This is a genomic window from Nocardioides sp. WG-D5 (genome assembly GCF_054031175.1).
In genome coordinates this window covers 4,455,638-4,474,246 of sequence record NZ_CM132928.1, presented here as the reverse complement: position 1 = coordinate 4,474,246, position 18,609 = coordinate 4,455,638, and the positions used below count along the sequence as shown (strand labels likewise).

At 70.6% G+C, this 18,609-nt stretch carries 24 protein-coding genes; 13 read left to right on the top strand and 11 right to left on the bottom strand.

Annotation, left to right across the window (positions count from 1 at the left end):
* Positions 1-8 precede the first annotated feature (8 nt).
* Complete coding sequence (gene recQ / locus ACWZJV_RS21625; protein ID WP_457181973.1) at positions 9-1,829, top strand: DNA helicase RecQ; 1,821 nt, start codon at positions 9-11, stop codon at positions 1,827-1,829.
* A gap of 61 nt (positions 1,830-1,890) precedes the next feature.
* On the opposite strand, the gene ACWZJV_RS21620 is transcribed toward recQ, so the two are convergent.
* Positions 1,891-2,388: a hypothetical protein gene (locus tag ACWZJV_RS21620; RefSeq protein ID WP_457178588.1), complete on the bottom strand. Its 498-nt coding sequence runs from the start codon at positions 2,386-2,388 to the stop codon at positions 1,891-1,893.
* Between the two features lie 115 nt (positions 2,389-2,503).
* Between ACWZJV_RS21620 and ACWZJV_RS21615 the strand changes: the two genes are divergently transcribed.
* Positions 2,504-3,085 (top strand): histone deacetylase, encoded by a 582-nt coding sequence (locus tag ACWZJV_RS21615; protein WP_457178586.1) that lies wholly within the window; start codon positions 2,504-2,506, stop codon positions 3,083-3,085.
* Positions 3,086-3,112: 27 nt separating this feature from the next.
* On the opposite strand, the gene ACWZJV_RS21610 is transcribed toward ACWZJV_RS21615, so the two are convergent.
* A complete protein-coding gene (locus ACWZJV_RS21610; protein WP_457178584.1) occupies positions 3,113-4,093 on the bottom strand; it encodes an oxidoreductase in 981 nt (326 codons plus the stop codon).
* 54 nt (positions 4,094-4,147) lie between these two features.
* Here ACWZJV_RS21610 and ACWZJV_RS21605 point away from each other — a divergent pair, with 54 nt between their 5' ends.
* The 7 genes from ACWZJV_RS21605 (at position 4,148) to ACWZJV_RS21575 (ending at position 10,486) form a co-directional block, all read left to right on the top strand.
* Complete coding sequence (locus tag ACWZJV_RS21605; protein ID WP_457178582.1) at positions 4,148-4,576, top strand: MerR family transcriptional regulator; 429 nt, start codon at positions 4,148-4,150, stop codon at positions 4,574-4,576.
* Positions 4,577-4,634: 58 nt separating this feature from the next.
* Positions 4,635-5,111 (top strand): DinB family protein, encoded by a 477-nt coding sequence (locus tag ACWZJV_RS21600; RefSeq protein ID WP_457178580.1) that lies wholly within the window; start codon positions 4,635-4,637, stop codon positions 5,109-5,111.
* A gap of 73 nt (positions 5,112-5,184) precedes the next feature.
* Positions 5,185-5,823: a LysE family translocator gene (locus tag ACWZJV_RS21595; RefSeq protein WP_008358886.1), complete on the top strand. Its 639-nt coding sequence runs from the start codon at positions 5,185-5,187 to the stop codon at positions 5,821-5,823.
* Between the two features lie 66 nt (positions 5,824-5,889).
* Positions 5,890-6,873 (top strand): DUF5829 family protein, encoded by a 984-nt coding sequence (locus ACWZJV_RS21590; protein ID WP_457178578.1) that lies wholly within the window; start codon positions 5,890-5,892, stop codon positions 6,871-6,873.
* Between the two features lie 88 nt (positions 6,874-6,961).
* Positions 6,962-7,705, top strand: coding sequence for an IclR family transcriptional regulator (locus tag ACWZJV_RS21585; RefSeq protein WP_457178576.1), 744 nt, complete (start codon positions 6,962-6,964; stop codon positions 7,703-7,705).
* Positions 7,706-7,780: 75 nt separating this feature from the next.
* The gene (locus ACWZJV_RS21580; protein ID WP_008358891.1) at positions 7,781-8,998 is read left to right on the top strand and encodes an MFS transporter; all 1,218 of its coding nucleotides are present in this window, start codon (positions 7,781-7,783) and stop codon (positions 8,996-8,998) included.
* A 24-nt stretch (positions 8,999-9,022) separates the two neighbouring features.
* Entirely contained in the window at positions 9,023-10,486 is a 1,464-nt protein-coding gene (locus ACWZJV_RS21575) for a benzaldehyde dehydrogenase (protein ID WP_457178574.1), read from the top strand.
* On the opposite strand, the gene ACWZJV_RS21570 is transcribed toward ACWZJV_RS21575, so the two are convergent.
* The gene (locus ACWZJV_RS21570; protein WP_457178572.1) at positions 10,474-11,412 is read right to left on the bottom strand and encodes an SDR family NAD(P)-dependent oxidoreductase; all 939 of its coding nucleotides are present in this window, start codon (positions 11,410-11,412) and stop codon (positions 10,474-10,476) included. The genes ACWZJV_RS21575 and ACWZJV_RS21570 overlap by 13 nt on opposite strands.
* An 83-nt stretch (positions 11,413-11,495) precedes the next feature.
* On the opposite strand from ACWZJV_RS21570, the gene ACWZJV_RS21565 reads away from it, so the two are divergent.
* Positions 11,496-12,035: a TetR/AcrR family transcriptional regulator gene (locus ACWZJV_RS21565; RefSeq protein ID WP_457178570.1), complete on the top strand. Its 540-nt coding sequence runs from the start codon at positions 11,496-11,498 to the stop codon at positions 12,033-12,035.
* 11 nt (positions 12,036-12,046) lie between these two features.
* Here the strand turns inward: ACWZJV_RS21565 and ACWZJV_RS21560 are convergent, their stop codons facing one another.
* A complete protein-coding gene (locus ACWZJV_RS21560; RefSeq protein ID WP_457178568.1) occupies positions 12,047-12,901 on the bottom strand; it encodes a carbohydrate kinase family protein in 855 nt (284 codons plus the stop codon).
* A gap of 4 nt (positions 12,902-12,905) precedes the next feature.
* Positions 12,906-13,727, bottom strand: a complete 822-nt coding sequence (locus ACWZJV_RS21555) for an AraC family transcriptional regulator (protein ID WP_457178566.1) — start codon at positions 13,725-13,727, stop codon at positions 12,906-12,908.
* Between the two features lie 49 nt (positions 13,728-13,776).
* Between ACWZJV_RS21555 and ACWZJV_RS21550 the strand changes: the two genes are divergently transcribed.
* Positions 13,777-14,229, top strand: a complete 453-nt coding sequence (locus ACWZJV_RS21550) for a DUF2000 family protein (RefSeq protein ID WP_457178564.1) — start codon at positions 13,777-13,779, stop codon at positions 14,227-14,229.
* Here ACWZJV_RS21550 and ACWZJV_RS21545 read toward each other — a convergent pair.
* Both ACWZJV_RS21545 and ACWZJV_RS21540 read right to left on the bottom strand, forming a co-directional pair.
* The gene (locus ACWZJV_RS21545; RefSeq protein WP_457178562.1) at positions 14,204-14,644 is read right to left on the bottom strand and encodes a YkvA family protein; all 441 of its coding nucleotides are present in this window, start codon (positions 14,642-14,644) and stop codon (positions 14,204-14,206) included. The genes ACWZJV_RS21550 and ACWZJV_RS21545 overlap by 26 nt on opposite strands.
* Before the next feature lie 78 nt (positions 14,645-14,722).
* Positions 14,723-15,403 carry an NUDIX domain-containing protein gene (locus tag ACWZJV_RS21540; RefSeq protein WP_457178560.1) on the bottom strand — a complete coding sequence of 227 codons (681 nt, stop codon included), beginning with the start codon at positions 15,401-15,403 and terminating at the stop codon, positions 14,723-14,725.
* A 47-nt stretch (positions 15,404-15,450) separates the two neighbouring features.
* Between ACWZJV_RS21540 and ACWZJV_RS21535 the strand changes: the two genes are divergently transcribed.
* Both ACWZJV_RS21535 and arr read left to right on the top strand, forming a co-directional pair.
* Positions 15,451-16,209 (top strand): DeoR/GlpR family DNA-binding transcription regulator, encoded by a 759-nt coding sequence (locus ACWZJV_RS21535; protein WP_457178558.1) that lies wholly within the window; start codon positions 15,451-15,453, stop codon positions 16,207-16,209.
* Between the two features lie 44 nt (positions 16,210-16,253).
* Positions 16,254-16,658 (top strand): NAD(+)--rifampin ADP-ribosyltransferase, encoded by a 405-nt coding sequence (gene arr, locus ACWZJV_RS21530; protein WP_008358909.1) that lies wholly within the window; start codon positions 16,254-16,256, stop codon positions 16,656-16,658.
* Positions 16,659-16,682: 24 nt separating this feature from the next.
* Here arr and ACWZJV_RS21525 read toward each other — a convergent pair whose 3' ends face one another.
* The 4 genes from ACWZJV_RS21525 to ACWZJV_RS21510 form a co-directional block, all read right to left on the bottom strand.
* The gene (locus ACWZJV_RS21525) at positions 16,683-17,081 is read right to left on the bottom strand and encodes a low affinity iron permease family protein (protein ID WP_008358911.1); all 399 of its coding nucleotides are present in this window, start codon (positions 17,079-17,081) and stop codon (positions 16,683-16,685) included.
* Positions 17,082-17,115: 34 nt separating this feature from the next.
* A complete protein-coding gene (locus ACWZJV_RS21520; protein WP_457178556.1) occupies positions 17,116-17,445 on the bottom strand; it encodes a nuclear transport factor 2 family protein in 330 nt (109 codons plus the stop codon).
* A 79-nt stretch (positions 17,446-17,524) separates the two neighbouring features.
* On the bottom strand, positions 17,525-17,854 hold the full coding sequence (locus ACWZJV_RS21515; RefSeq protein WP_457178554.1) for a branched-chain amino acid transporter permease: 330 nt from the start codon (positions 17,852-17,854) through the stop codon (positions 17,525-17,527).
* Positions 17,847-18,575, bottom strand: coding sequence for an AzlC family ABC transporter permease (locus ACWZJV_RS21510; RefSeq protein ID WP_457178552.1), 729 nt, complete (start codon positions 18,573-18,575; stop codon positions 17,847-17,849). Before ACWZJV_RS21510 ends, ACWZJV_RS21515 begins: the two co-directional genes overlap by 8 nt.
* Positions 18,576-18,609 lie beyond the last annotated feature (34 nt).

Sequence of the window (18,609 nt, the reverse complement as noted above, 5' to 3'; positions counted from 1 at the left end):
CTCGCGTGATGGAGTTGACCCCGGAGCTGGAAGTCCTGCGCCGCGTCTTCGGCTACGACGAGTTCCGCGGCGACCAGGCCGAGATCGTCGCGCACGTGGCCACGGGCGGCGACGCCCTGGTCCTGATGCCGACCGGTGGCGGGAAGTCGCTGTGCTACCAGATCCCGTCCCTGGTGAGGGCCGGGACCGGGGTGGTCATCTCGCCGCTGATCGCGCTGATGCAGGACCAGGTCGACGCGCTCTCCGCGCTCGGCGTGCGCGCCGGGTTCCTCAACTCCACGCAGATGCCCCATGAGCGGCAGCAGGTGGAGCAGGCGCTGCTGGCCGGCGAGCTCGACCTGCTCTATCTCGCCCCCGAGCGGCTGCGCGTGCCGGAGACCGGCCGGCTGCTCGACCAGGCCAAGATCTCGCTCTTCGCGATCGACGAGGCCCACTGCGTCTCGCAGTGGGGTCACGACTTCCGGCCCGACTACCTGCAGCTCTCCCACCTCCACGAGCGCTGGCCGGAGGTGCCACGGATCGCGCTGACCGCGACCGCCACCGCGGAGACCCGCCGCGAGATCGCCTCCCGGCTCAACCTCGAGGACGCCCGCCACTTCGTGGCCTCCTTCGACCGGCCCAACATCCAGTACCGGATCGCGCCGAAGGACAAGCCCGCCAAGCAGCTCGTCGACCTGATCCGCACCGAGCACCCCGGCGAGGCCGGCATCGTCTACTGCCTCTCCCGCGCCTCCGTCGAGCGCACCGCGGCGTCGCTGGTCGGTCAGGGCATCCCCGCGCTCCCCTACCACGCCGGTCTCGACGCCCGGACCCGCGCGGAGAACCAGTCCCGCTTCCTGCGCGAGGACGGCATCGTCATGGTCGCGACCATCGCCTTCGGGATGGGGATCGACAAGCCGGACGTACGCTTCGTGGCCCATCTCGACCTGCCCAAGTCGGTCGAGGGCTACTACCAGGAGACCGGCCGGGCCGGGCGTGACGGGCAGCCGTCGACCGCGTGGCTGGCCTACGGGCTGGCCGACGTCGTCCAGCAGCGGCAGATGATCGAGACCTCCGAGGGCGACCGGGCCCACAAGCACCGCCTCGGGCAGCATCTCAACGCGATGCTCGCGCTGTGCGAGACCGTCGACTGCCGGCGGGTGCAGCTGCTGCGCTACTTCGGGCAGGCCTCGGAGCCGTGCGGCAACTGCGACACCTGCCTGTCGGCGCCGGAGTCCTGGGACGGCACCGTCCCTGCCCAGAAGGTCCTCTCCACCGTCATCCGGCTCGACCGCGAGCGCAACGGGCAGCGCTTCGGTGCCGGCCAGATCGTCGACATCCTGCGCGGCAAGGAGACCGAGAAGGTCCGCCAGTTCCGCCACCACGAGCTCTCGGTCTTCGGCATCGGCACCGACCTGGCCGAGAGCGACTGGCACTCCGTCATCCGCCAGCTGCTGGCTCGCGAGATGCTGGCGGTCGACAACCGCTACGGGGTCTTCTCGGTCGCCGAGCCGGCCGGCCCCGTGCTGCGCGGCGAGCAGCAGCTCATGCTCCGCAAGGAGCCGCCCCGGCAGGCCCGTCGCAGCGGCTCCGGGGACCGCAAGCCGAAGGTGGCCGCCGCCGACCTGTCGCCAAAGGCCGCCGAGGTCTTCGAGCGCCTGCGCGCGTGGCGCGGCGAGGTCGCCAAGGAGCAGGGGGTGCCGGCGTACGTCGTCTTCCACGATGCGACCCTGCGCGAGATCGCCACCCGGCTGCCGGCCAGCCGCGACGAGCTCTGCACGATCAGCGGCATCGGTGAGGCGAAGCTGGACAAGTACGCCGACGGGGTGCTCGCCGCGCTCACCGCGTGAGCCCTACTCGTCGGACAGGCACCTTTCGGTCTGGACGGCCATCAGGGCGTGGACAGAGCGATCAGACCGCGGAGCCATGCCGGCGCACACGCCTACCGCGCTGACGTTGACCCAAGAAGCTGACGGCTGCCACCGCAAGGACGAGGACGCCCATACCGAACGCGCCCACGGCACCGCCGAGCAGCCCAACCAAGATCGCCTCAGCCGCGGATGCTGGCGGATCGACATGTACCTCGACGGCTCCGGACTCGTCGTAGACCCGAACGACCTCCACGACATCACCCGCCCGGTACTGATCGCAGCCGTCGGTGGTCTCGAAGAGGAGAGGACGAGCTTCCGGTCCGTCCAGGGACCGCCAGCGGATGTCGTAGGAGTCAGATATCTGCTTGAGGCCCGCGCAACCGCCGTCGTTCTCCTTGACCGACACAACCTGCGCCGACTCTCTCGCGCGACCGTGGACCGACACAGCGTCGACGACGGTCTCGCTTCCCATGCCCGCACCGAAGATCAGTCCCGTACCCAGACACAGCAGCACTGCGGTTCTCACATCAGCACCCAAGCGACCACATCTCCGTACGCACGCACCGGTTGCCGGTCATGATGGCAGCCAGCGCTCCGCCGGTCCGAGATATCCCCTGATTCCTCGATAGGTCGAGTAGGTACGCTACCGTGCGATGGGCGCAGAGGTCTGGTACGTCAGCTACGGGTCGAACATGTGCCGTGACCGCCTCGCTGCCTACCTCCTGGGCGGCCAGCCGGTGGGTGCCCGCCAGTCCTACGTCGGCGCGCGCACGCCGTCGATGCCGCTCGCCGATGTCGCCGTCGACCTCCCCGGACGGCTCTACTTCGCGGGCGAGTCGCGCACCTGGACGGGCGGGGTGGCCTTCTACGACCACGACGCGCTCGGCTCCTGGACAGCGGCCCGCGCCCACCGGATGAGCGTCGAGCAGTTCGCCGACATCGCCGCACAGGAGATGAACCGGCTGCCCTCGCCCGGCGACCCGATCGAGAGGGTCGTCATCGACGGCCTCGAGAACGGCCGCCACGAGGCCGGCCCGGGACACTACGAGACCCTGATCGAGGTCGGCCGCCGCGACGGACTCCCGATGCTCACCTTCACCGCGCCGCACGGCTTCGACGCCGTCGAGCACACCCGGCCGTCGGAGGCGTACGTCGCGATGCTGACCCGCGGGCTCCACGAGTCTCGGGGCTGGGACCGGCATCGCGCCGAGGCGTACGTCCTGGAGCGCTGCTGACCGCCTGAGCGTGGTCGGTGGTGTGAGTCACCCTGCGGCTCCGCCGCTGAGGTGGACTCCGGTGAACCGGGCCGACACCTGCCAGAGACGCTCGGCGCTTTCGGGGTCGATGGCGTAGCCGCGTACGCCACCGTCATCCATCGATCCCGCCGGGCCGGCGAGCGGGGCGATGTCACAGTCCTCGCAGTACACACCCCCACGACCCTCCAGCGCGGGCGACGTCGCCGCCCACAGCCCGGTCGCCGCGCCTTGGCTCGGCGTCTTGAAGCCGGACCCGATGACGTTCCCTTCTGCATCGATCCATCCCCGCTCGACCTGTTCGGCGGCGGTCATGTCGCGCTGCAGGTCGGTGATGATGGCCCCGGGATGCAGGGAGAAGGCACCGATCCCTTCGTTCTTCGCGATCGCGTCGAGGTGCACGGCGAACAGCACGTTGGCCGTCTTCGACTGGCCGTACGCCAGCCACTTGTCGTAGCCCTGGTCGAAGTCGAGGTCGTCCCACCGGATGTCAGAGAGGTGGTGTCCGGCCGAGGAGTACGAGACCACGCGAGCACCTCCGGCGTTCGCAAGCAGCGGGAGCAGCAGGTTGACGAGGACGAAGTGGCCGAGGTGGTTGATCGCGAACTGGCTCTCCCACCCAGGTCCGACCCGCCGCTTCGGTGATGCCATGACCCCGGCGGCAGCGACCGCGATGTCCAGCCTCGTTTCGGACTCGCGGACCTGCTCGCAGGCGGTGCGCACGCTCGCGAGGTCGGCCAGGTCCATGGGGATCACGGTGACTCCGTCGAGGCCACCGAGCCGGGAGCGGGCTAGCTCCGGACGCCGCGCGGGCACGAGCACACGCGCGCCTGCCTGCGCCAGGGCTCGCGTGGTTTCCAGTCCCAGGCCGGAGTATCCGCCGGTGACCAGGGCCGTCTTGCCTCCGAGGTCGACGTCGGCCATCACCTCCTCGGCGGAGGACGCGGCCGTGAATCCTGACTGGAGCGGTGTCTGCTGGCTGATCGTCATGCCCCGAACCTAAAATCTAGAGTGGACTCTAGATCAAGCACGGAAGGGCGTGACATGACCACCGACGCCCAACAGGAGGAGACCTTCACCATCGGCGAGGTCGCCAAGCGCACCGGTCTCAGCGTTCACGCGCTGCGCTACTACGAGCGACAGGATCTGCTCATCGGCCCGGTCCAGCGAACGTCGGGCGGTCGGCGCATCTACTCCACCGTCGACATCGACTGGCTGCAGATCTGCGTCAAGCTGCGGGAGTCCGGCATGCCGCTCTCGGACCTGACCAGGTTCGCGGCCCTCGTCCGACGAGGACCGGGCAACGAGAGCGAACGGCTCGAGCTCCTCGACGAACACCGCCGGCGCATCGAGACCCAGATCCACGCGCTCGAAGAATGCCGCGCGCTGATCGATTGGAAGGTCGGTGTCTACAGCGAGCACCTCCAAGCCGGCACCGCCACGGGGCTGTGGGATCCCGGACACCGACCCTGATCGTCCGCCGGCCCGGCAGCGTCATCGACGTCCTGCCCGCAACAGCTAGCCTGCCGCCATGAAGATCGGACAGGCGGACGAGCGGGCACTTCTCGAAGGAATGGTCGACATCCAGCGGGAGCAGATCAGCGGCATCCTCGAGGATCTCGACGACGAGGAGGCGCGGCGCAAGCTGGTCCCGTCGCTGACCACTCCGCTGGGGCTGGTCAGGCATGCGACCTTCGTGGAGAAGGTGTGGTTCCACGCGCGGGTCGCGGGCGTGTCTCGCAAGGAGATCGGGCTGCCCGACACGGTCGACGAGAGCTTCGTGCTCGACGCCGAGGACACGGTCGCCTCGATCCGGGCCACCTACCACGCGGCCTGCGAGCGCTCCCGCGAGATCGCCGCCACCCACGAGCTCGACGAGGAGTTCGACTGGCACGGCAACCGGGTGACGCTCCGGTTCGTCTACGTGCACATGATCCAGGAGCTGGCCCGCCATGCCGGACACGGCGACATCCTCGTCGAGCAGATCCAGGCCGCCCGGGCGAGCTAGCCGAGGACGACCCGGTCGTACGCCGGCTGAAACCCTTGGCGCCGCGGCCCGCCGATGACGGACAATGGTGGGCGTGCCGACCCTGAGCCAGTTCGCCGCCTTCGCGCTCGCGTCCGTCATCTTCATCCTGATCCCCGGACCGAGCGTGCTCTTCGCGCTCGGCCGCGCCCTGACCGCGGGCCGCCGCGAGGCGGTGCTCGCCGTCGGTGGCAACGCGCTCGGCCAGTTCGGCCAGGTCCTGGCGGTGGCCGTCGGCCTCGGCGCGCTCGTGGCAGCCTCCGCGACCGCGTTCACGGTCGTGAAGCTGGTCGGCGCTGCGTACGTCGTCTATCTCGGCATCCAGGCGATCCGTCACCGTGCCGACGCCCGGGCCGCGCTGCACGGTGAGGATGTCGCGCGGACGACCGCGTGGGGCGCGATCCGCACCGGGATGATCGTCGGCGCGACGAACCCGAAGACGATCGTCTTCCACCTGGCGTTCCTGCCCCAGTTCATCGACGCCTCGGCGCCCGCGGTGCCGCAGATCCTCCTGCTCGGCGCGATCTTCTCGGCGATGGCCTTCGCCTGCGACTCGGGCTGGGTGCTCGCCGCCAGCCGGGCCAAGGCCTGGTTCGCCCGCAAGCCCAAGCGTCTCGACACCCTCGGCGCCGGCGGCGGGGTCATGATGATCGGCCTCGGGGCGACGATGGCCACCGCCTCCCACGGCGCCTGACCGACACGTCGGGCCGACCGCCGAATTTCCGGGACAGGAGCGCGCCGGTCGCAGAGACTGGGTCCCATGCGGACTCCATGGAGAATCTCGGGCTTCATCGCGGCTGCGATCGCCTCACTCGTCATCACCTCGGGCACCTCGGTGACCCCCGCTCACGCCGAGGAGGCGAAGCGTCCGGATCCGCTCCTGGCCTTCAACCACGCGTGGGCGATGGTCGACCGGGAGACGGCTGACGCGATCGAGCACTCCGAGTATCTGGGGCAGTTCGCCGACCGCCGGATCAACACCGGCAACGACGGCACCTCGACCTGGACCGGTCGCTACCTGCTCGGCAAGGAGACCTACCTGGAGTTCTTCGGGCCGGGCGACGCCCCCGATGCGGTCGTCGGGGACACCGGGCTCGCCGTCTCGGCGGACAAGGACGGCGACCTGGCCATCGCGACCGACAACCTGCACGAGCTCGGCGTCGACCCGGTCGAGTTCACCCAGGTGACCGACCTCGGCGACGGCGAGCTGATCCCGTGGTTCGACGTCACCTACACGACCGCGACCTACGACACCTTCTTCTCCTGGGCGATGGAGTATCGCGACGAGTTCCTCAGCGACCCGCGGCTCTCCTTCCCGCCTCCTGCCTACGAGGGTGACGTCAGCAGGGACCGCTACAACCGTGACCGCTACCTCGACCACGAGATGCGCGACGTCATCGGCATCCAGATCGCCACCACCGAGGCCGACATCGAGAAGATGGTGCCGCTGTGGCGCGCCGCGGGGATCACGATCCGTGTCCTGAAGGACGGCGGCGTCCTCGCCTTCGACGGCATGACCACGATCCGCCTGCAGCCGGTGCCGGTCGAGGAGGCAGGCGTACGCCACATCATCCTCGCTCTCAACGAGCCGGCCGAGGAGCCCCGCACCGAGACCATCGGCAACTCGACGCTGCACGTCGGGCCGGGGGCGTACGCACTGTGGACGTTCGACCCGGTCGAGGGCTCGCCGGCCACCCGGTCCGGCGGGTCGGGCAAGCCGCTCCACCCCGCCTTCGGCGGCTGAGGACTCTCACCCCGCCGGGGCCGCGCTCCTTCCTCTCGAGTCGAGGAGGATGATGGCGTCGAATCCGACGGGGTGAAGGCAGACGACGATGGCGGGCAACAGCCGACACGCCGGCACGAGCGTGACCAGCCGGGCGCTGGCGATCCTGAGCGCGTTCGACGAGCAGCACCGGGCGATGTCGCTCAGCGACATCGCCACCCGCGCCGACCTTCCGCTCGCGACGACCCATCGTCTCCTGGGCGAGCTCTTCCGCTGGGGCGCGCTCGAGCGGCTGCCGTCGGGTGACTACGTGATCGGCCGGAAGATCTGGGACATCGGCCACCTCGCACCGACCGAGACCGGGCTGCGCCAGGTCGCCGAGCCGTTCCTCCACGATCTCTACGGCGCGACCCTGGCCACGGTGCACCTGGCCGTCCGCGAAGGGATCGAGGTGGTCTACCTCGACCGGCTGCGCGGCAACCAGTCGGTCCCGGTCGTGAGCAAGGTCGGCGGGCGCCTGCCGATGCACGCCACCGGGGTCGGCAAGGTGCTCCTCGCGCACGCACCCGCCGAGGTCCAGGAGGCCGTGCTGGGCGCGCTCACCCGGATCACCCCCTACACGATCACCCAGCCCGGCGCCCTCCGCAGGCAGCTGCGGCAGGTGCTCGACAAGGGCTACGCCACCACCCACGAGGAGATGAGCCTCGGCGCCTGCTCGATCGCCGTCCCGATCCACCGACGCGAGGAGGTGGTCGCCTCCCTGGGCCTGGTCGTCCCCACTCTCAAGGGGAGCGAGCAGAGGTTGTACGGCGCGCTCCGCGTGGCCGCGCAGTCGATCGGGCGTCGGCTCTGAACAATTTCGGCCAGCTTTCCACTGAACGGAAGCTGTGTCGATGCTCACAGGGATGACCGCTCCTAGGTTCGTCCCATGAATGTGTCCGCAACCACATCGCACACCATCGCCGAGGGCAGCCGAAGCCTCTGGCCGGTCATGCTCTGCTGGCTCGCCGTCGCCCTCGACGGCTACGACCTCGTCGTGCTCGGCGCAGTGATCCCCACCCTCGCCGGCACCGGCGACCTCGGCTTCACCAGCGCGTCCTTGACCACGGCGGCCACCGTCGGGCTGATCGGGGTCGGCATCGGCGCCGTGGCCATCGGCCCCCTTGCCGATCGGTTCGGCCGACGCAGGACCCTGATCAGCAGCATCGCCCTGTTCTCGCTGCTGACGCTGGCGGTCGCGTTCGCACCGAACGCGACGGTGTTCATCGCGCTGCGCTTCCTGGCGGGCCTGGGACTCGGCGCCTGCCTGCCGACAGCCCTGGCCTTCATGAGCGAGCACGCCCGCCCGGGCCGCTCGGGCACGGCCATGACACGGATGATGACCGGCTACCACGTGGGGGCCGTGATCACCGCTCTGCTGGCGCTGTGGGTCATCCCGAAGCTGGGATGGGAGGCGATGTTCGTGATCGGCGGTGTCGCCGGACTGCTGACCGTCCCGGTGATGTGGGCGAAGCTCCCGGAGTCGCAGGCCTACCTGGAGACCGTCGAGACCGAGAAGGTCCGCCCCTCGGAGGTCGTACGCGGCCGCCTGCTGTGGGTGAGCCTGGGCCTGTGGGCGGCGTCGTTCTGCGGGCTGCTGCTGGTCTACGGCCTCAACACCTGGCTGCCGACGATCATGGGCGAGGCCGGCTACTCCCTCGACGCCGGCCTCGGTCTGCTCCTCACCCTGAACGTCGGCGCGGTGATCGGCCTTGTCCTGGCAGGCCTGATCTCCGACGCCCGGGGCAACAAGCCGACGGTCGTGACCTGGTTCGGCGTCGCGGCGGTGATGCTGGCCCTGCTGTCGATCAAGATGGAGAACAGCCTCCTGGTGTACGGGGCGGTGCTGGCCGCCGGAGTCTTCGTGTTCAGCGCGCAGGTGCTGGTCTACGCATTCGTCAGCCACCTCTACCCCGCCCGGATCCGCGGCACGGCGCTCGGCATGTCCGCCGGCGTCGGCCGGGTCGGCGCCATCGTCGGGCCGTTCCTCGGTGGCGCTCTCCTCACCGCCGGCATCGCCTATCCGTGGGGCTTCTACGCCTTCGCCGGCGCAGCCGTGATCGCCGTGCTCGCCCTGCTGACCGTGCCTGCGCACCCCGACAACTGACCACCCGACACCAAGGAGCACACCATGTCCGTTCTCGACTCCGTCGACTGGTCCGGCAACATCCTCAAGGCCGGAACCTGGCAACCCGGGCAAGGAGGCGACTACGCAGTCGTCGAACCGGCCACCGGCGCCGAGCTGGGCAGGATGGGTCTGGCCACCGCGGCCGACGTGGCGGATGCCGCCGCGGCGGCCGCCGAGGCCCAGCTCACCTGGGCCGCACTTCCGCACCCGGAACGCGCCGCCGTCCTGCGTCGCGCCGGCGACCTGTGGCACCAGCATGCCGAGGAGATCACCGGGTGGAACGTCCGTGAGGTCGGTGCCGTGCCCGGCATGGCCGGGTTCGCGCTCCACGTCGCGGCCGAGGAGTGCTACGAGGCCGCCAGCCTCCCGAGCCGCCCGATCGGCGAGGTCATCCCGTCCGAACAGCCGCGGCTGTCGATGGCCCGCCGCATGCCCGCCGGGGTGGTCACCGTCATCGCGCCCTTCAACGTGCCGATCATCCTCGGCATCCGCTCGGTCGCCCCGGCCCTCGCCCTCGGCAACGCCGTGATCCTCAAGCCGGACCCGCGCACCGCCGTGACCGGCGGCACCCTGATGGCCCGCATCTTCGAGGAGGCGGGCCTGCCCGCGGGCGTGCTCCAGATGCTGCCCGGTGGCGCCGACGTGGGCGAAGCACTGGTCACGGATCCCCACATCCGGGTCATCTCGTTCACCGGCTCGACCGGGGTCGGGCGCCGCATCGGCGAGCTGGCCGGCAGGCACCTCAAGCGTGCCCACCTCGAGCTCGGCGGCAACTCCGCGCTGCTGGTCCTCGATGACGCCGACGTCGAGGCCGCCGTCAACCTGGCAGCGTGGGGCTCGTTCTTCCACCAGGGCCAGATCTGCATGACGACCGGCCGGCACCTGGTCGCTGCCGGCATCTACGACGACTTCGTCGAGGCCCTCGCCGAGAAGGCCGGCCACCTGCCGGTCGGCAATCCCGCCACCGACCAGGTCGCTCTCGGCCCCGTCATCGACGCCGGCCAGCGCGACAAGATCCACGGCCTGGTCACGGCATCGGCGGACGCCGGCGCCAAGATCGCGGCCGGCGGCACCTACGAGGACCTCTTCTACCGGCCCACCGTCCTGGCGAACGTCCCGATCACCGCGCCGGCGTTCGCTGAGGAAGTCTTCGGCCCGGTCGCACCGGTGACCAAGGTCGAGTCCGTCGAGGACGCGATCAAGCTCGCGGGAGCCAGCGAGTACGGCCTGTCCCTGGGCATCGTCACCAAGGACGTCATGCACGGCCTCGCGGTCGCGGAGCAGATCCCGACCGGCATCGTCCACATCAACGACCAGACCGTCAACGACGAGGCCAACGCGCCGTTCGGTGGCGTACGCGCCTCCGGCACCGGGTCCCGGTTCGGCGGCGCCGAGGCGAACATCGAGGCGTTCACCGAGACCCGGTGGATCACCATGCGGGGTGAGCCGGCGCGCTACCCGTTCTGAGCTCCCGCGGAGGACAGACCGAAGGTCACGCCGGCCATCTCCTCGAGCGCCTCCCAGACGCGCGCGACGACCTCCGTGCCCGGGTCGATCGTGTGCGGCAGCGGAGCCAGGCGTACGGGAGGGCCGGCGATCTTCGCGGGACCGAAGTAGTCGCCGCCGACCGCGTCCGGGTCGACCAGCGCGCGCACGCCGGACCAGGCCGCAGCGTCCTTGCCCTGCGCCCACGGCGTGTACGGGTTGCGCCGGTAGCCGACGCTGCCGTCCCGGATCCCGGCGCGGTGGGGCGTCTTCGCGTCGACGCCGACCCCGGGGTGGGTGAGGATCGAGGCGACGGGCAGTCCCGCTGCGCGGAGCCGGCGGTCGAGCTCGTAGCCGAAGATCTCGGTGAGCGTCTTGGCCTTGACGTACGCGGCGATGCCGGTGCGCGGCGTCGCCCGTGGGTCGGACACGTCCAGGTGGAAACGCCGCACGAACCCTGTGGAAGCGTGCACGATCCGGAGCGGGTGGGCGGCCCCGGCAGCCCGCTCGGAGAGGAGCCGGGCGACGAGGCCGAAATTGGCGACGGTGTGCGCGCCCGTCATGAGCGGCAGGCCGTCCGTCGTCGTCCCCCGGCCGAGCTGCATCGGGGCACCGTTGAGGAAGATCCCGTCCAGCCGCGGCAACGCGGCGAGCTGCTCGGCGCCCTCCGCGACCGACGCGAGGGAGGTGAGGTCGAACGCGACCGCGCTGGTGACCGCGTTCGGAGCCTGCCCGCGGATCGCCGCCGCGGCGACGGCGATCTTCTCGGGCGAGCGGGAGGCGAGCACCACCTCGGCGCCGGCCGAGGCGAGCTGTTCGGCGGCGAAGTAGCCGATTCCTCCGGTGGCGCCGGTGACGGCGTAGACGTGCCCGCGCAGATCGGGCAGGCGAGTGGGGTCCCAGGTCATGAGTGCTCCTTCAATCGGATAGATCATCCGTTTCAAGATACCCCAAAGCGGATAATCCATCCGAATCAGGTAGGATCTGTCTCATGTCCTCGCTCCGTTCGGACGCCGCCCGCTCCCGCGCCAAGATCCTCGACACCGCTCGCCAGCGGCCGGTGACCGAGCTGCGCCTCAACGAGCTGGCACGCGCGGCCGGGGTCGGCGTCGCGACGGTCTACCGCCACTTCCCCACGGTCGACGCACTCGTGGAGGCGCTCAACCTCGACGCGCTCGAGCAGCTGGTCGCGCAGGCACGCGTTGCAGCCGCCCTCCCCGATCCCGGCGAGGCCTTCACCACCTTCGTACGCAGCGCCGCGCTCTTCCAGGTCGAGCACGAGGGTCTCCAGGCGATCCTCCTGTCCGAGGAGGTCTCACCGGCCGCACGCGAGCTCCGCGAGGAGCTCCTCCGCCTCGCCGACACAGCCCTCGAGTCCGCCGTCCGCGACGGCGTCGTTCGTGCCGACATCACCACCAGCCACGTCCAACGCCTCGTCTGCGGCGTCGAGCACGCTGTTCGCCTGGGCGACGGAACCGACCGTGACCTGCTCCTCGACGTGATGCTGACCGGACTCGCTCCGCCCGACTGAGCGCGGACGGCCTACCGAGCGAGGGTCGGGTGGAGGTGCTCGGTCTCGATCGCGACCCGGGCCTGGTCGGCGGCGGCTCGAAGCGCGACATCCACCGTCTCCCCACGCAGCCGCGCGGCCAGGAAGCCGGCCATGAAGGCGTCGCCGGCCCCGTTGGTGTCGACGACCGTGGCCGGCGACGCGGCCACCTCGTGCCGGGTCCCGTCGGCCTCGAGCGCGATCGCGCCCTTGGCGCCGAGCGTGCAGACCGCGAGGCCGGGACCGCGGTCGAGGCACGAGGCCATCAGCCCCCAGGGGTCCTCGGTGCCGTCGTCGTTCATGAACACGCCTTCGGCCGCGCGCAGGAACGGCTCGTGGAACGCGGTGGCGCCGTCGTAGTCGTGCAGGTCCATCCACAGCGGGGTCCGCGGCGAGGGCATCGCCTCGAGCACCAGCCGGCCGAGCTCGCTCAGGTCGATCACCGCGAGATCGGCCGCGGCGACCGCGCTCACCGCCGCCTCGACCGCCTCCGCGGACGGGGTCGAGGGGGTGGTGACGTACAGCGAGACCCGGCCACCCCCGTCGGCCATCAGGTTGACGTGCCGCTCGGTCTGCTCGCTGGCGATCGCCTCCACGACGACGCCCGCACGGGTGAGCCGCTCCCGCAGCCGCGCGCCGTCCTCGTCGGCGCCGACGGGAGACCACAGACGTACGTCGATGCCGAGCCCGGCCAGGTGCAGCGCCTTGCCCGCCGAGGTGCCACCGATCGTGTGCCACGACCGCCGCGCGAACTGCATGTGCGGCACCGGCTCGGGCAGACGGTCGAGGCCGATCAGGTGGTTCCAGGAAGCAGGACCGCAGACGACGACGCGGGGCGAGGAAGGCATGCGCCTATTCAGCACCAACAGCCGGAGCGACGCACCCGGTTTGCGTGGGCCGCGGCGAGGCGAAGGCCGCCGGGGTCACGCCGAGGATGCGGCGGAAGTGGCGGGTGAGGTGTGCCTGGTCGTGGAAGCCGGCCAGCGCGGCCGTCTCCGCGGGCCGGTGGCCGTCCACGAGCAGCCGGCGGGCGAGATCGACACGGCGACCGACGAGGTACTGATGCGGGGCGATGCCATAGGTCTGCGAGAACACCCGCACCAGATGACTGGGGTGAGTGCCGAGCTCGGCGGCGGCCGCGGCGATGGTGAACGACTCCGTCAGCCGGTCGTCGAGGAGCGCCCGCAGACGACGGGCCAGCGGTGCGTCGCGAAGCGTCGGCGCGGGGCTTCCGAGGTGCGTGAGCACCTCGTCGCGGACCGTCAGCAGCCAGTGTTCGGCCGCCATCAGGTCACCGGGGTCCTGCAGCGCCGCGTGCACCTTCCGGGCAGCGGCGATCGGTGCTGTCGCCGCGAGGGTCGGTCGGCGGACGGCAAGGCCCTGCGCGGTCGCCGGCAGCCAGTCCGGATCGAGGTAGAGGACCCGTTTGCGGTAGCCCTTCCCCTCGATCGCCGAGTGACCGTCGTGCGGCACCCCGGGCGGCAGCAGGGTCAGGGCACCGGGAACGGCATGGTGGTCGGCGCGACCCAGGCCGTAGGCCACCGCCCCGTCGTCGACCAACATGACCGCCCAGTCGTTGTGGGTGTGCATCGGGTAGGAGTGGTCGAACCTCGCGTGGTAGACCTCGCGCAGCGAAGGCACCGCGGGGTGCCAGGCGCGCACGTGATCGACCATGCAAGAAACGTACAAGACCTCGCTGCGGGCGACGACGGAGACTTCGAGCATGACGGCACAGCTGACTTCCGACGACCCGGCGACCTCACCACGTTTCGACACGAAGGTCGTGGTCGTGCTCAACGAGGATCTGGAGCCCTGGCAGGAGCTCAACGTGACCGCGTTCCTGATGTCGGGGATCGCGACCAGCTCCCCCGGCCTCGTCGGCGAGGCCTACCGCGACGGCGACGACATCGAGTATCTGCCCATGCTCCGCCAGCCGGTGATGGTGATGAGCGCCGACTCCGGCCTGCTGGCCAGGGCCCGCGGGAAGGCGGCCGCCCGGGACGACGTCTCCCTCGCCGTCTACACCCGGGAGCTGTTCGGCACCGGGAACGACGAGGCCAACCGAGCGGCCGTGGCCGCGGTCCGCGCGGACGACCTCGACCTCGTCGGCATCGCCCTACGCGGCCCCCGCAACGCCGTCGACCGCATCGTCAAGGGCGCCCGGTTCCACGACTGACCGAGCGGTCGAGCCCGGCGATCAGCACCAGCGCCGCGAACCCGTCCTCGGTGCCCGGCCACTGCGACCGTACGGCGTCGATCCCGGCCCGGCGGACGACGCTGCGCAGGACGGCGGCGACGATGATCGCGTCGTCGGCGTAGCCCAGCACCGGGATGAAGTCGGGCACCAGATCGATCGGCAGAGCCAGGTAGACCATGAGCAACCCGAGCCGGATCCGTACGCCGCGGGGCATCGTCTTGTCGGCCGCGAGCCGACGGAGCAGCCGCACCACGTCCGGCAGGATCCGCAGCGCCTCGCGCAGCAGATCGCCGCGCGGGCGGACGACGAGCAGGGCCACGACGAGGCAGATCCAGGTCAGGACCAGGGCTGCGGCGACCCCGATCGCCAGGTCCCACCAGAACGAACCGGTCATCCTCACCCTTCCCGCACCGGCCTCCGCTGTGGAGCCGCGCCTCTGAATTCCATCACGACGCCATGGCGAGGTGGACCCTCAGGCCCCGGCGAACGGCCCGTCGAGGGCAGCCCACTGCAGGAGCATGATGGTCTTGCCGTCCATGATCCGGCCGTCGCGGGTCATCGCGAGCGCCTCGGCGAAGTCGAGCTCGAGCACCTCGATGTCCTCGCCCTCGTCGGCGACTCCTCCTCCGGCACCGGTACGGCTCGCCGGCGAGTAGGCCGCTGCGAAGAAGTGCAGCCGTTCGGTCACCGAGCCGGGGCTCATGTACGCATCGAAGACATGGTCGACGTCCGCCAGGCTGATCCCGAGCTCCTCGGCACTCTCCCGCCGGATCGCGGTGACCGGGTCATCGGCGTCCAGGAGCCCCGCAGCTGCCTCCATGAGGAGACCGTCGGGGTGGCCGTTGACGTAGGCCGGATACCTGAACTGCCGCGTCAGCAGGACGGTGCGGCGCTCGACGTCGTAGGGAAGGAGGACGGCCCCGTTCCCGCGGTCGTACGTCTCGCGCTGCTGCGTCTCCCAGCGCCCGTCCCTGCGGCGGTAGTCGAAGGTGGTGCGCCTGAGCACGTGCCACCCCTGCGAGGTCAGCTCGACGTCGCGGACCACGACGTCGGGGTTGCCGGCCAGGTCCCATCCGGCGCGGTCGAGGCCGGTGCGGCCGCGATGGTCCGGGACATCGATGCCCGGGCGCGCTTCGGCTTTCGCTGTCGTCATGGCCGCAGCGTACATGCAATAATGTGCAAGAACAGAAAGGAACGTGCATGCTGGTTGGGCAACGCCGCGCTCATCTCCTGCGTCTTCTGGAGGAAACAGGCAAGATCGTGGCCAAGGACGCCGCGAGCGAGCTGGGCATCTCGGAGGACAGCATCCGTCGAGATCTTCGTGACCTGGCCGCGGAGGGGCTGTGCCAGCGGGTCTACGGCGGCGCGCTCCCCGTCTCCCCGGCGGTGGTCGACTACACCGCCCGCCACACCGTGGAGCCCGACGCCAAACGGGCCGTCGCCGCCACCGCCGCCGGCCTCGTACGTCCCGGCAGCACGCTCATCCTCGACGGCGGCACCACCGCCCTCGCCGTCGCCCGAGCGCTCCCGGCGGACCTGGAGTGCACCGTCATCACCAACAGCCCGACCGTCGCCTCGGCCCTCCTCCAGCACCCGAGCGCCGACCTCTTCCTGCTCGGCGGCCGGGTCTTCAAGCACTCCGCCGTCGCCTGCGGCGCCGCGGCCGTCGAGGCCGCCCAGAACGTCTCCGCCGACCTCTGCCTCCTCGGCGTCACCGGCGTCCATCCGGAGGCCGGCCTCACCACCGGCGACGCCGAGGACGCCGCGATGAAGCGCGCCCTGGCCGGGCGAGCCGCCGAGACGTACGTCCTCGCCTCCTCCGAGAAGATCGGCACCGCCTCCCCCTACCGCGTGCTCCCCTGGAGCCAGGTCGCGGGCGTCATCACCGACGCCGACCCGACCGACGACGTCGTCGAGCAGGTCTCGGCGCTCGGTGTCGAGATCGTGCACGCCACCTGATCGAATACCGCGCCGAGGGACAACGGGGCGGATAGCCTGCGGGCATGGGTGAACCGCTGGACGAGGGGCCGTTCTACCACGGCACGAAGGCCGACCTGCGGGTCGGAGACCATCTGACCGCAGGGTTCCGGTCGAACTACCGGCCCGAGGTGGTGATGAACCACATCTACTTCACCGCGCTGCCCGACGGCGCGGGCCTCGCGGCCGAGCTCGCCGCGGGAGACGGGGAACCGCGGGTGTATCGCGTCGAGCCGACCGGGGAGTTCGAGAACGACCCCAACGTCACGGACAAGAAGTTCCCGGGCAACCCGACCCGCTCCTACCGCAGCACAGCGCCGCTCCGGATCGTCGCCGAGGTCGCCGACTGGACCCGGCTGGCACCTGAGGCCCTCCAGCTGTGGCGCGACCGCCTCGCCGCGATGGGCGACGACGCCGAGATCATCAACTAGCGCCGGGCCCCTGCGGCCGTCGGATCAGTGCCGCTCCTCGAGCCCGACGGCCTGGCGCAGGATGCGCACCGACTCGGCGAGGTCCTCGTCGTCACGGGCCCGCGACTCCATGAGATCGGAGAGGGCCGAGGCGATGACGTTGAGCTTCTCGTGAGAAGCCTCCTCCGAGCGTCGCCCGGCGTTCTGGAGCAGCACCAGCAACAGCAGCGAGAGGACCGATGAGCCGGTGTGCACGGCGAGCTCCCACTTGGTGCTCGAGGACCAGAACGGAAAGCTCACCGCCCACACCAGCAGGACGGCCACGATCACATAGAAGAAGGGCGCGTGGCTGACCACGGAGGTCACCACCTCCACGAAACGCTCGAACCCGTTGCGCCCGTCACCTCGCTGGCGTGACTTCCTGGCCTCGTTCTCTCCGGTCATGCGGGTCACGGTAGCCCCGATCCGACGCCGGGTCTCAGCCTTCGCGGATGGTCATCCTGGTGAGCCGGTCACCGTCGACGTCGAAGACGAACTTCGAGCGCCCGTTGGCGTGGGTGGAGCGCCAGTCACCGACGACGGTCACCGTGCCATCCGCGGCCTCGACCTCCTCGACGGCGAGGGTGCCGTGGGCACCGATGAACTCGTCGTCGCTCCAGCCCTTGATCTGATCGCGTCCGGTGAAGACACGGCCCCAGTCGTCGACCGCCCCGCCTTCGGTGAAGGCGTCGAGGAACGCGGACTCGTCGTGCCGGTTGACGGCCTCGATGAACGCCGCGACCGGCTCGGGGATCGTCTGCTCTGTCATGTGAACTCCTCCATGGACATGTCGGACACCAGGAAGCGTACGTTCCGCGCCAGGCCAGCTCAGGCCGACTCGGGCCGGCTCAGACCGCGAGGACCGAGGTGACCAGCACGTACGCGGCGGTGCCGGCGAAGATGCTGAGCGTCATGCTGCCGCGCCACACGTGCAGGCCGATGGTGAGTGCGAGGGCCAGGACGGCCGGACCGGCGGAGGCGAAGGCGGCAGGATCGGTGTCGCGGAGGGTGTACGCGGCGAGGATGACCATCATCCCGACGGGCATGCGTTCGCCGATGTGCGCCATCAGCGCGCTGTGCCGCAGCGGCGCCAGCATCGCGAACGGGACCGCACGGAGCGCCCAGGTGACGGCCGCGGAGACGGCGATGGCGGACAGGACGTACCAGGGATCAGTCATGGCGGCTCCTGCGGGCGGCGAGGACGTACGAACCGACGATCGCGGCGACGAACAGGCCCATCGCGATCAGCAGCATGTTCTCCCGCGAGATCAGGGCGGCGACGAGCGCGCAGCCGAGCGCGAGCGCCGGGATCGGCAGCGACCGACGGACCTTGTACGCCTCGAGCCCGAGCACGACGAACAGCGCCGTGACGGCGAACTCGAGCCCGACCACCTGCGGCGGGATCAGCGAGCCGAGGCCGGCGCCGGCAGCCACGCAGAGCACCCAGGCGACGTGGAAGAACGCTTGGATGCCGATGATCCGCGCCCGCGACCACCCGGCGGACTCCGGCGTGACGGTGACCGCGTAGGCCTCGTCGGTGAGCGCGAAGGTGCTGTAGGCCTTCCAGCCGGAGCCGTGCACCCGGTGGAGCGGGAACGAGATCGCGTAGAAGACGTGGCGGAAGTTCACCAGCAGGGTGCTGACGGCGATCTGCGCCAGGGGCGCCGCGGCGGCCAGCAGGCCGACCAGCAGGAACTCCATCGTTCCGGCGAACACGATCGCGCCGAGCACCGGCGCCCACCACCAGGCGAGCCCGGAATGGACCACGAGCACGCCGAGCGCGAGCCCCAACGGCACCACGGCGACGCACGCCGGAAGCACGGTCCGCCACCCGGCGGCGAACTGCTCGCGGGTGCTCGCGGGCTCCCGCAACGCTGTCTCCATCTCCATGACCTGCATGCCGCAAGCCTAGGAAAGTTCAGACGTTCATGGG

What these genes read in the sequence shown, in the direction of transcription:
- recQ (WP_457181973.1), top strand. Translation starts at nt 9, where the DNA reads ATGGAGTTGACCCCGGAGCTGGAAGTCCTGCGCCGCGTCTTCGGCTAC.
- ACWZJV_RS21615 (WP_457178586.1), top strand. Translation starts at nt 2,504, where the DNA reads ATGGGCGCAGAGGTCTGGTACGTCAGCTACGGGTCGAACATGTGCCGT.
- ACWZJV_RS21610 (WP_457178584.1), bottom strand. Translation starts at nt 4,093, where the DNA reads ATGACGATCAGCCAGCAGACACCGCTCCAGTCAGGATTCACGGCCGCG.
- ACWZJV_RS21605 (WP_457178582.1), top strand. Translation starts at nt 4,148, where the DNA reads ATGACCACCGACGCCCAACAGGAGGAGACCTTCACCATCGGCGAGGTC.
- ACWZJV_RS21600 (WP_457178580.1), top strand. Translation starts at nt 4,635, where the DNA reads ATGAAGATCGGACAGGCGGACGAGCGGGCACTTCTCGAAGGAATGGTC.
- ACWZJV_RS21590 (WP_457178578.1), top strand. Translation starts at nt 5,890, where the DNA reads ATGCGGACTCCATGGAGAATCTCGGGCTTCATCGCGGCTGCGATCGCC.
- ACWZJV_RS21585 (WP_457178576.1), top strand. Translation starts at nt 6,962, where the DNA reads ATGGCGGGCAACAGCCGACACGCCGGCACGAGCGTGACCAGCCGGGCG.
- ACWZJV_RS21580 (WP_008358891.1), top strand. Translation starts at nt 7,781, where the DNA reads ATGAATGTGTCCGCAACCACATCGCACACCATCGCCGAGGGCAGCCGA.
- ACWZJV_RS21575 (WP_457178574.1), top strand. Translation starts at nt 9,023, where the DNA reads ATGTCCGTTCTCGACTCCGTCGACTGGTCCGGCAACATCCTCAAGGCC.
- ACWZJV_RS21570 (WP_457178572.1), bottom strand. Translation starts at nt 11,412, where the DNA reads ATGACCTGGGACCCCACTCGCCTGCCCGATCTGCGCGGGCACGTCTAC.
- ACWZJV_RS21565 (WP_457178570.1), top strand. Translation starts at nt 11,496, where the DNA reads ATGTCCTCGCTCCGTTCGGACGCCGCCCGCTCCCGCGCCAAGATCCTC.
- ACWZJV_RS21560 (WP_457178568.1), bottom strand. Translation starts at nt 12,901, where the DNA reads ATGCCTTCCTCGCCCCGCGTCGTCGTCTGCGGTCCTGCTTCCTGGAAC.
- ACWZJV_RS21555 (WP_457178566.1), bottom strand. Translation starts at nt 13,727, where the DNA reads ATGGTCGATCACGTGCGCGCCTGGCACCCCGCGGTGCCTTCGCTGCGC.
- ACWZJV_RS21550 (WP_457178564.1), top strand. Translation starts at nt 13,777, where the DNA reads ATGACGGCACAGCTGACTTCCGACGACCCGGCGACCTCACCACGTTTC.
- ACWZJV_RS21545 (WP_457178562.1), bottom strand. Translation starts at nt 14,644, where the DNA reads ATGACCGGTTCGTTCTGGTGGGACCTGGCGATCGGGGTCGCCGCAGCC.
- ACWZJV_RS21540 (WP_457178560.1), bottom strand. Translation starts at nt 15,403, where the DNA reads ATGACGACAGCGAAAGCCGAAGCGCGCCCGGGCATCGATGTCCCGGAC.
- ACWZJV_RS21535 (WP_457178558.1), top strand. Translation starts at nt 15,451, where the DNA reads ATGCTGGTTGGGCAACGCCGCGCTCATCTCCTGCGTCTTCTGGAGGAA.
- arr (WP_008358909.1), top strand. Translation starts at nt 16,254, where the DNA reads ATGGGTGAACCGCTGGACGAGGGGCCGTTCTACCACGGCACGAAGGCC.
- ACWZJV_RS21525 (WP_008358911.1), bottom strand. Translation starts at nt 17,081, where the DNA reads ATGACCGGAGAGAACGAGGCCAGGAAGTCACGCCAGCGAGGTGACGGG.
- ACWZJV_RS21520 (WP_457178556.1), bottom strand. Translation starts at nt 17,445, where the DNA reads ATGACAGAGCAGACGATCCCCGAGCCGGTCGCGGCGTTCATCGAGGCC.
- ACWZJV_RS21515 (WP_457178554.1), bottom strand. Translation starts at nt 17,854, where the DNA reads ATGACTGATCCCTGGTACGTCCTGTCCGCCATCGCCGTCTCCGCGGCC.
- ACWZJV_RS21510 (WP_457178552.1), bottom strand. Translation starts at nt 18,575, where the DNA reads ATGCAGGTCATGGAGATGGAGACAGCGTTGCGGGAGCCCGCGAGCACC.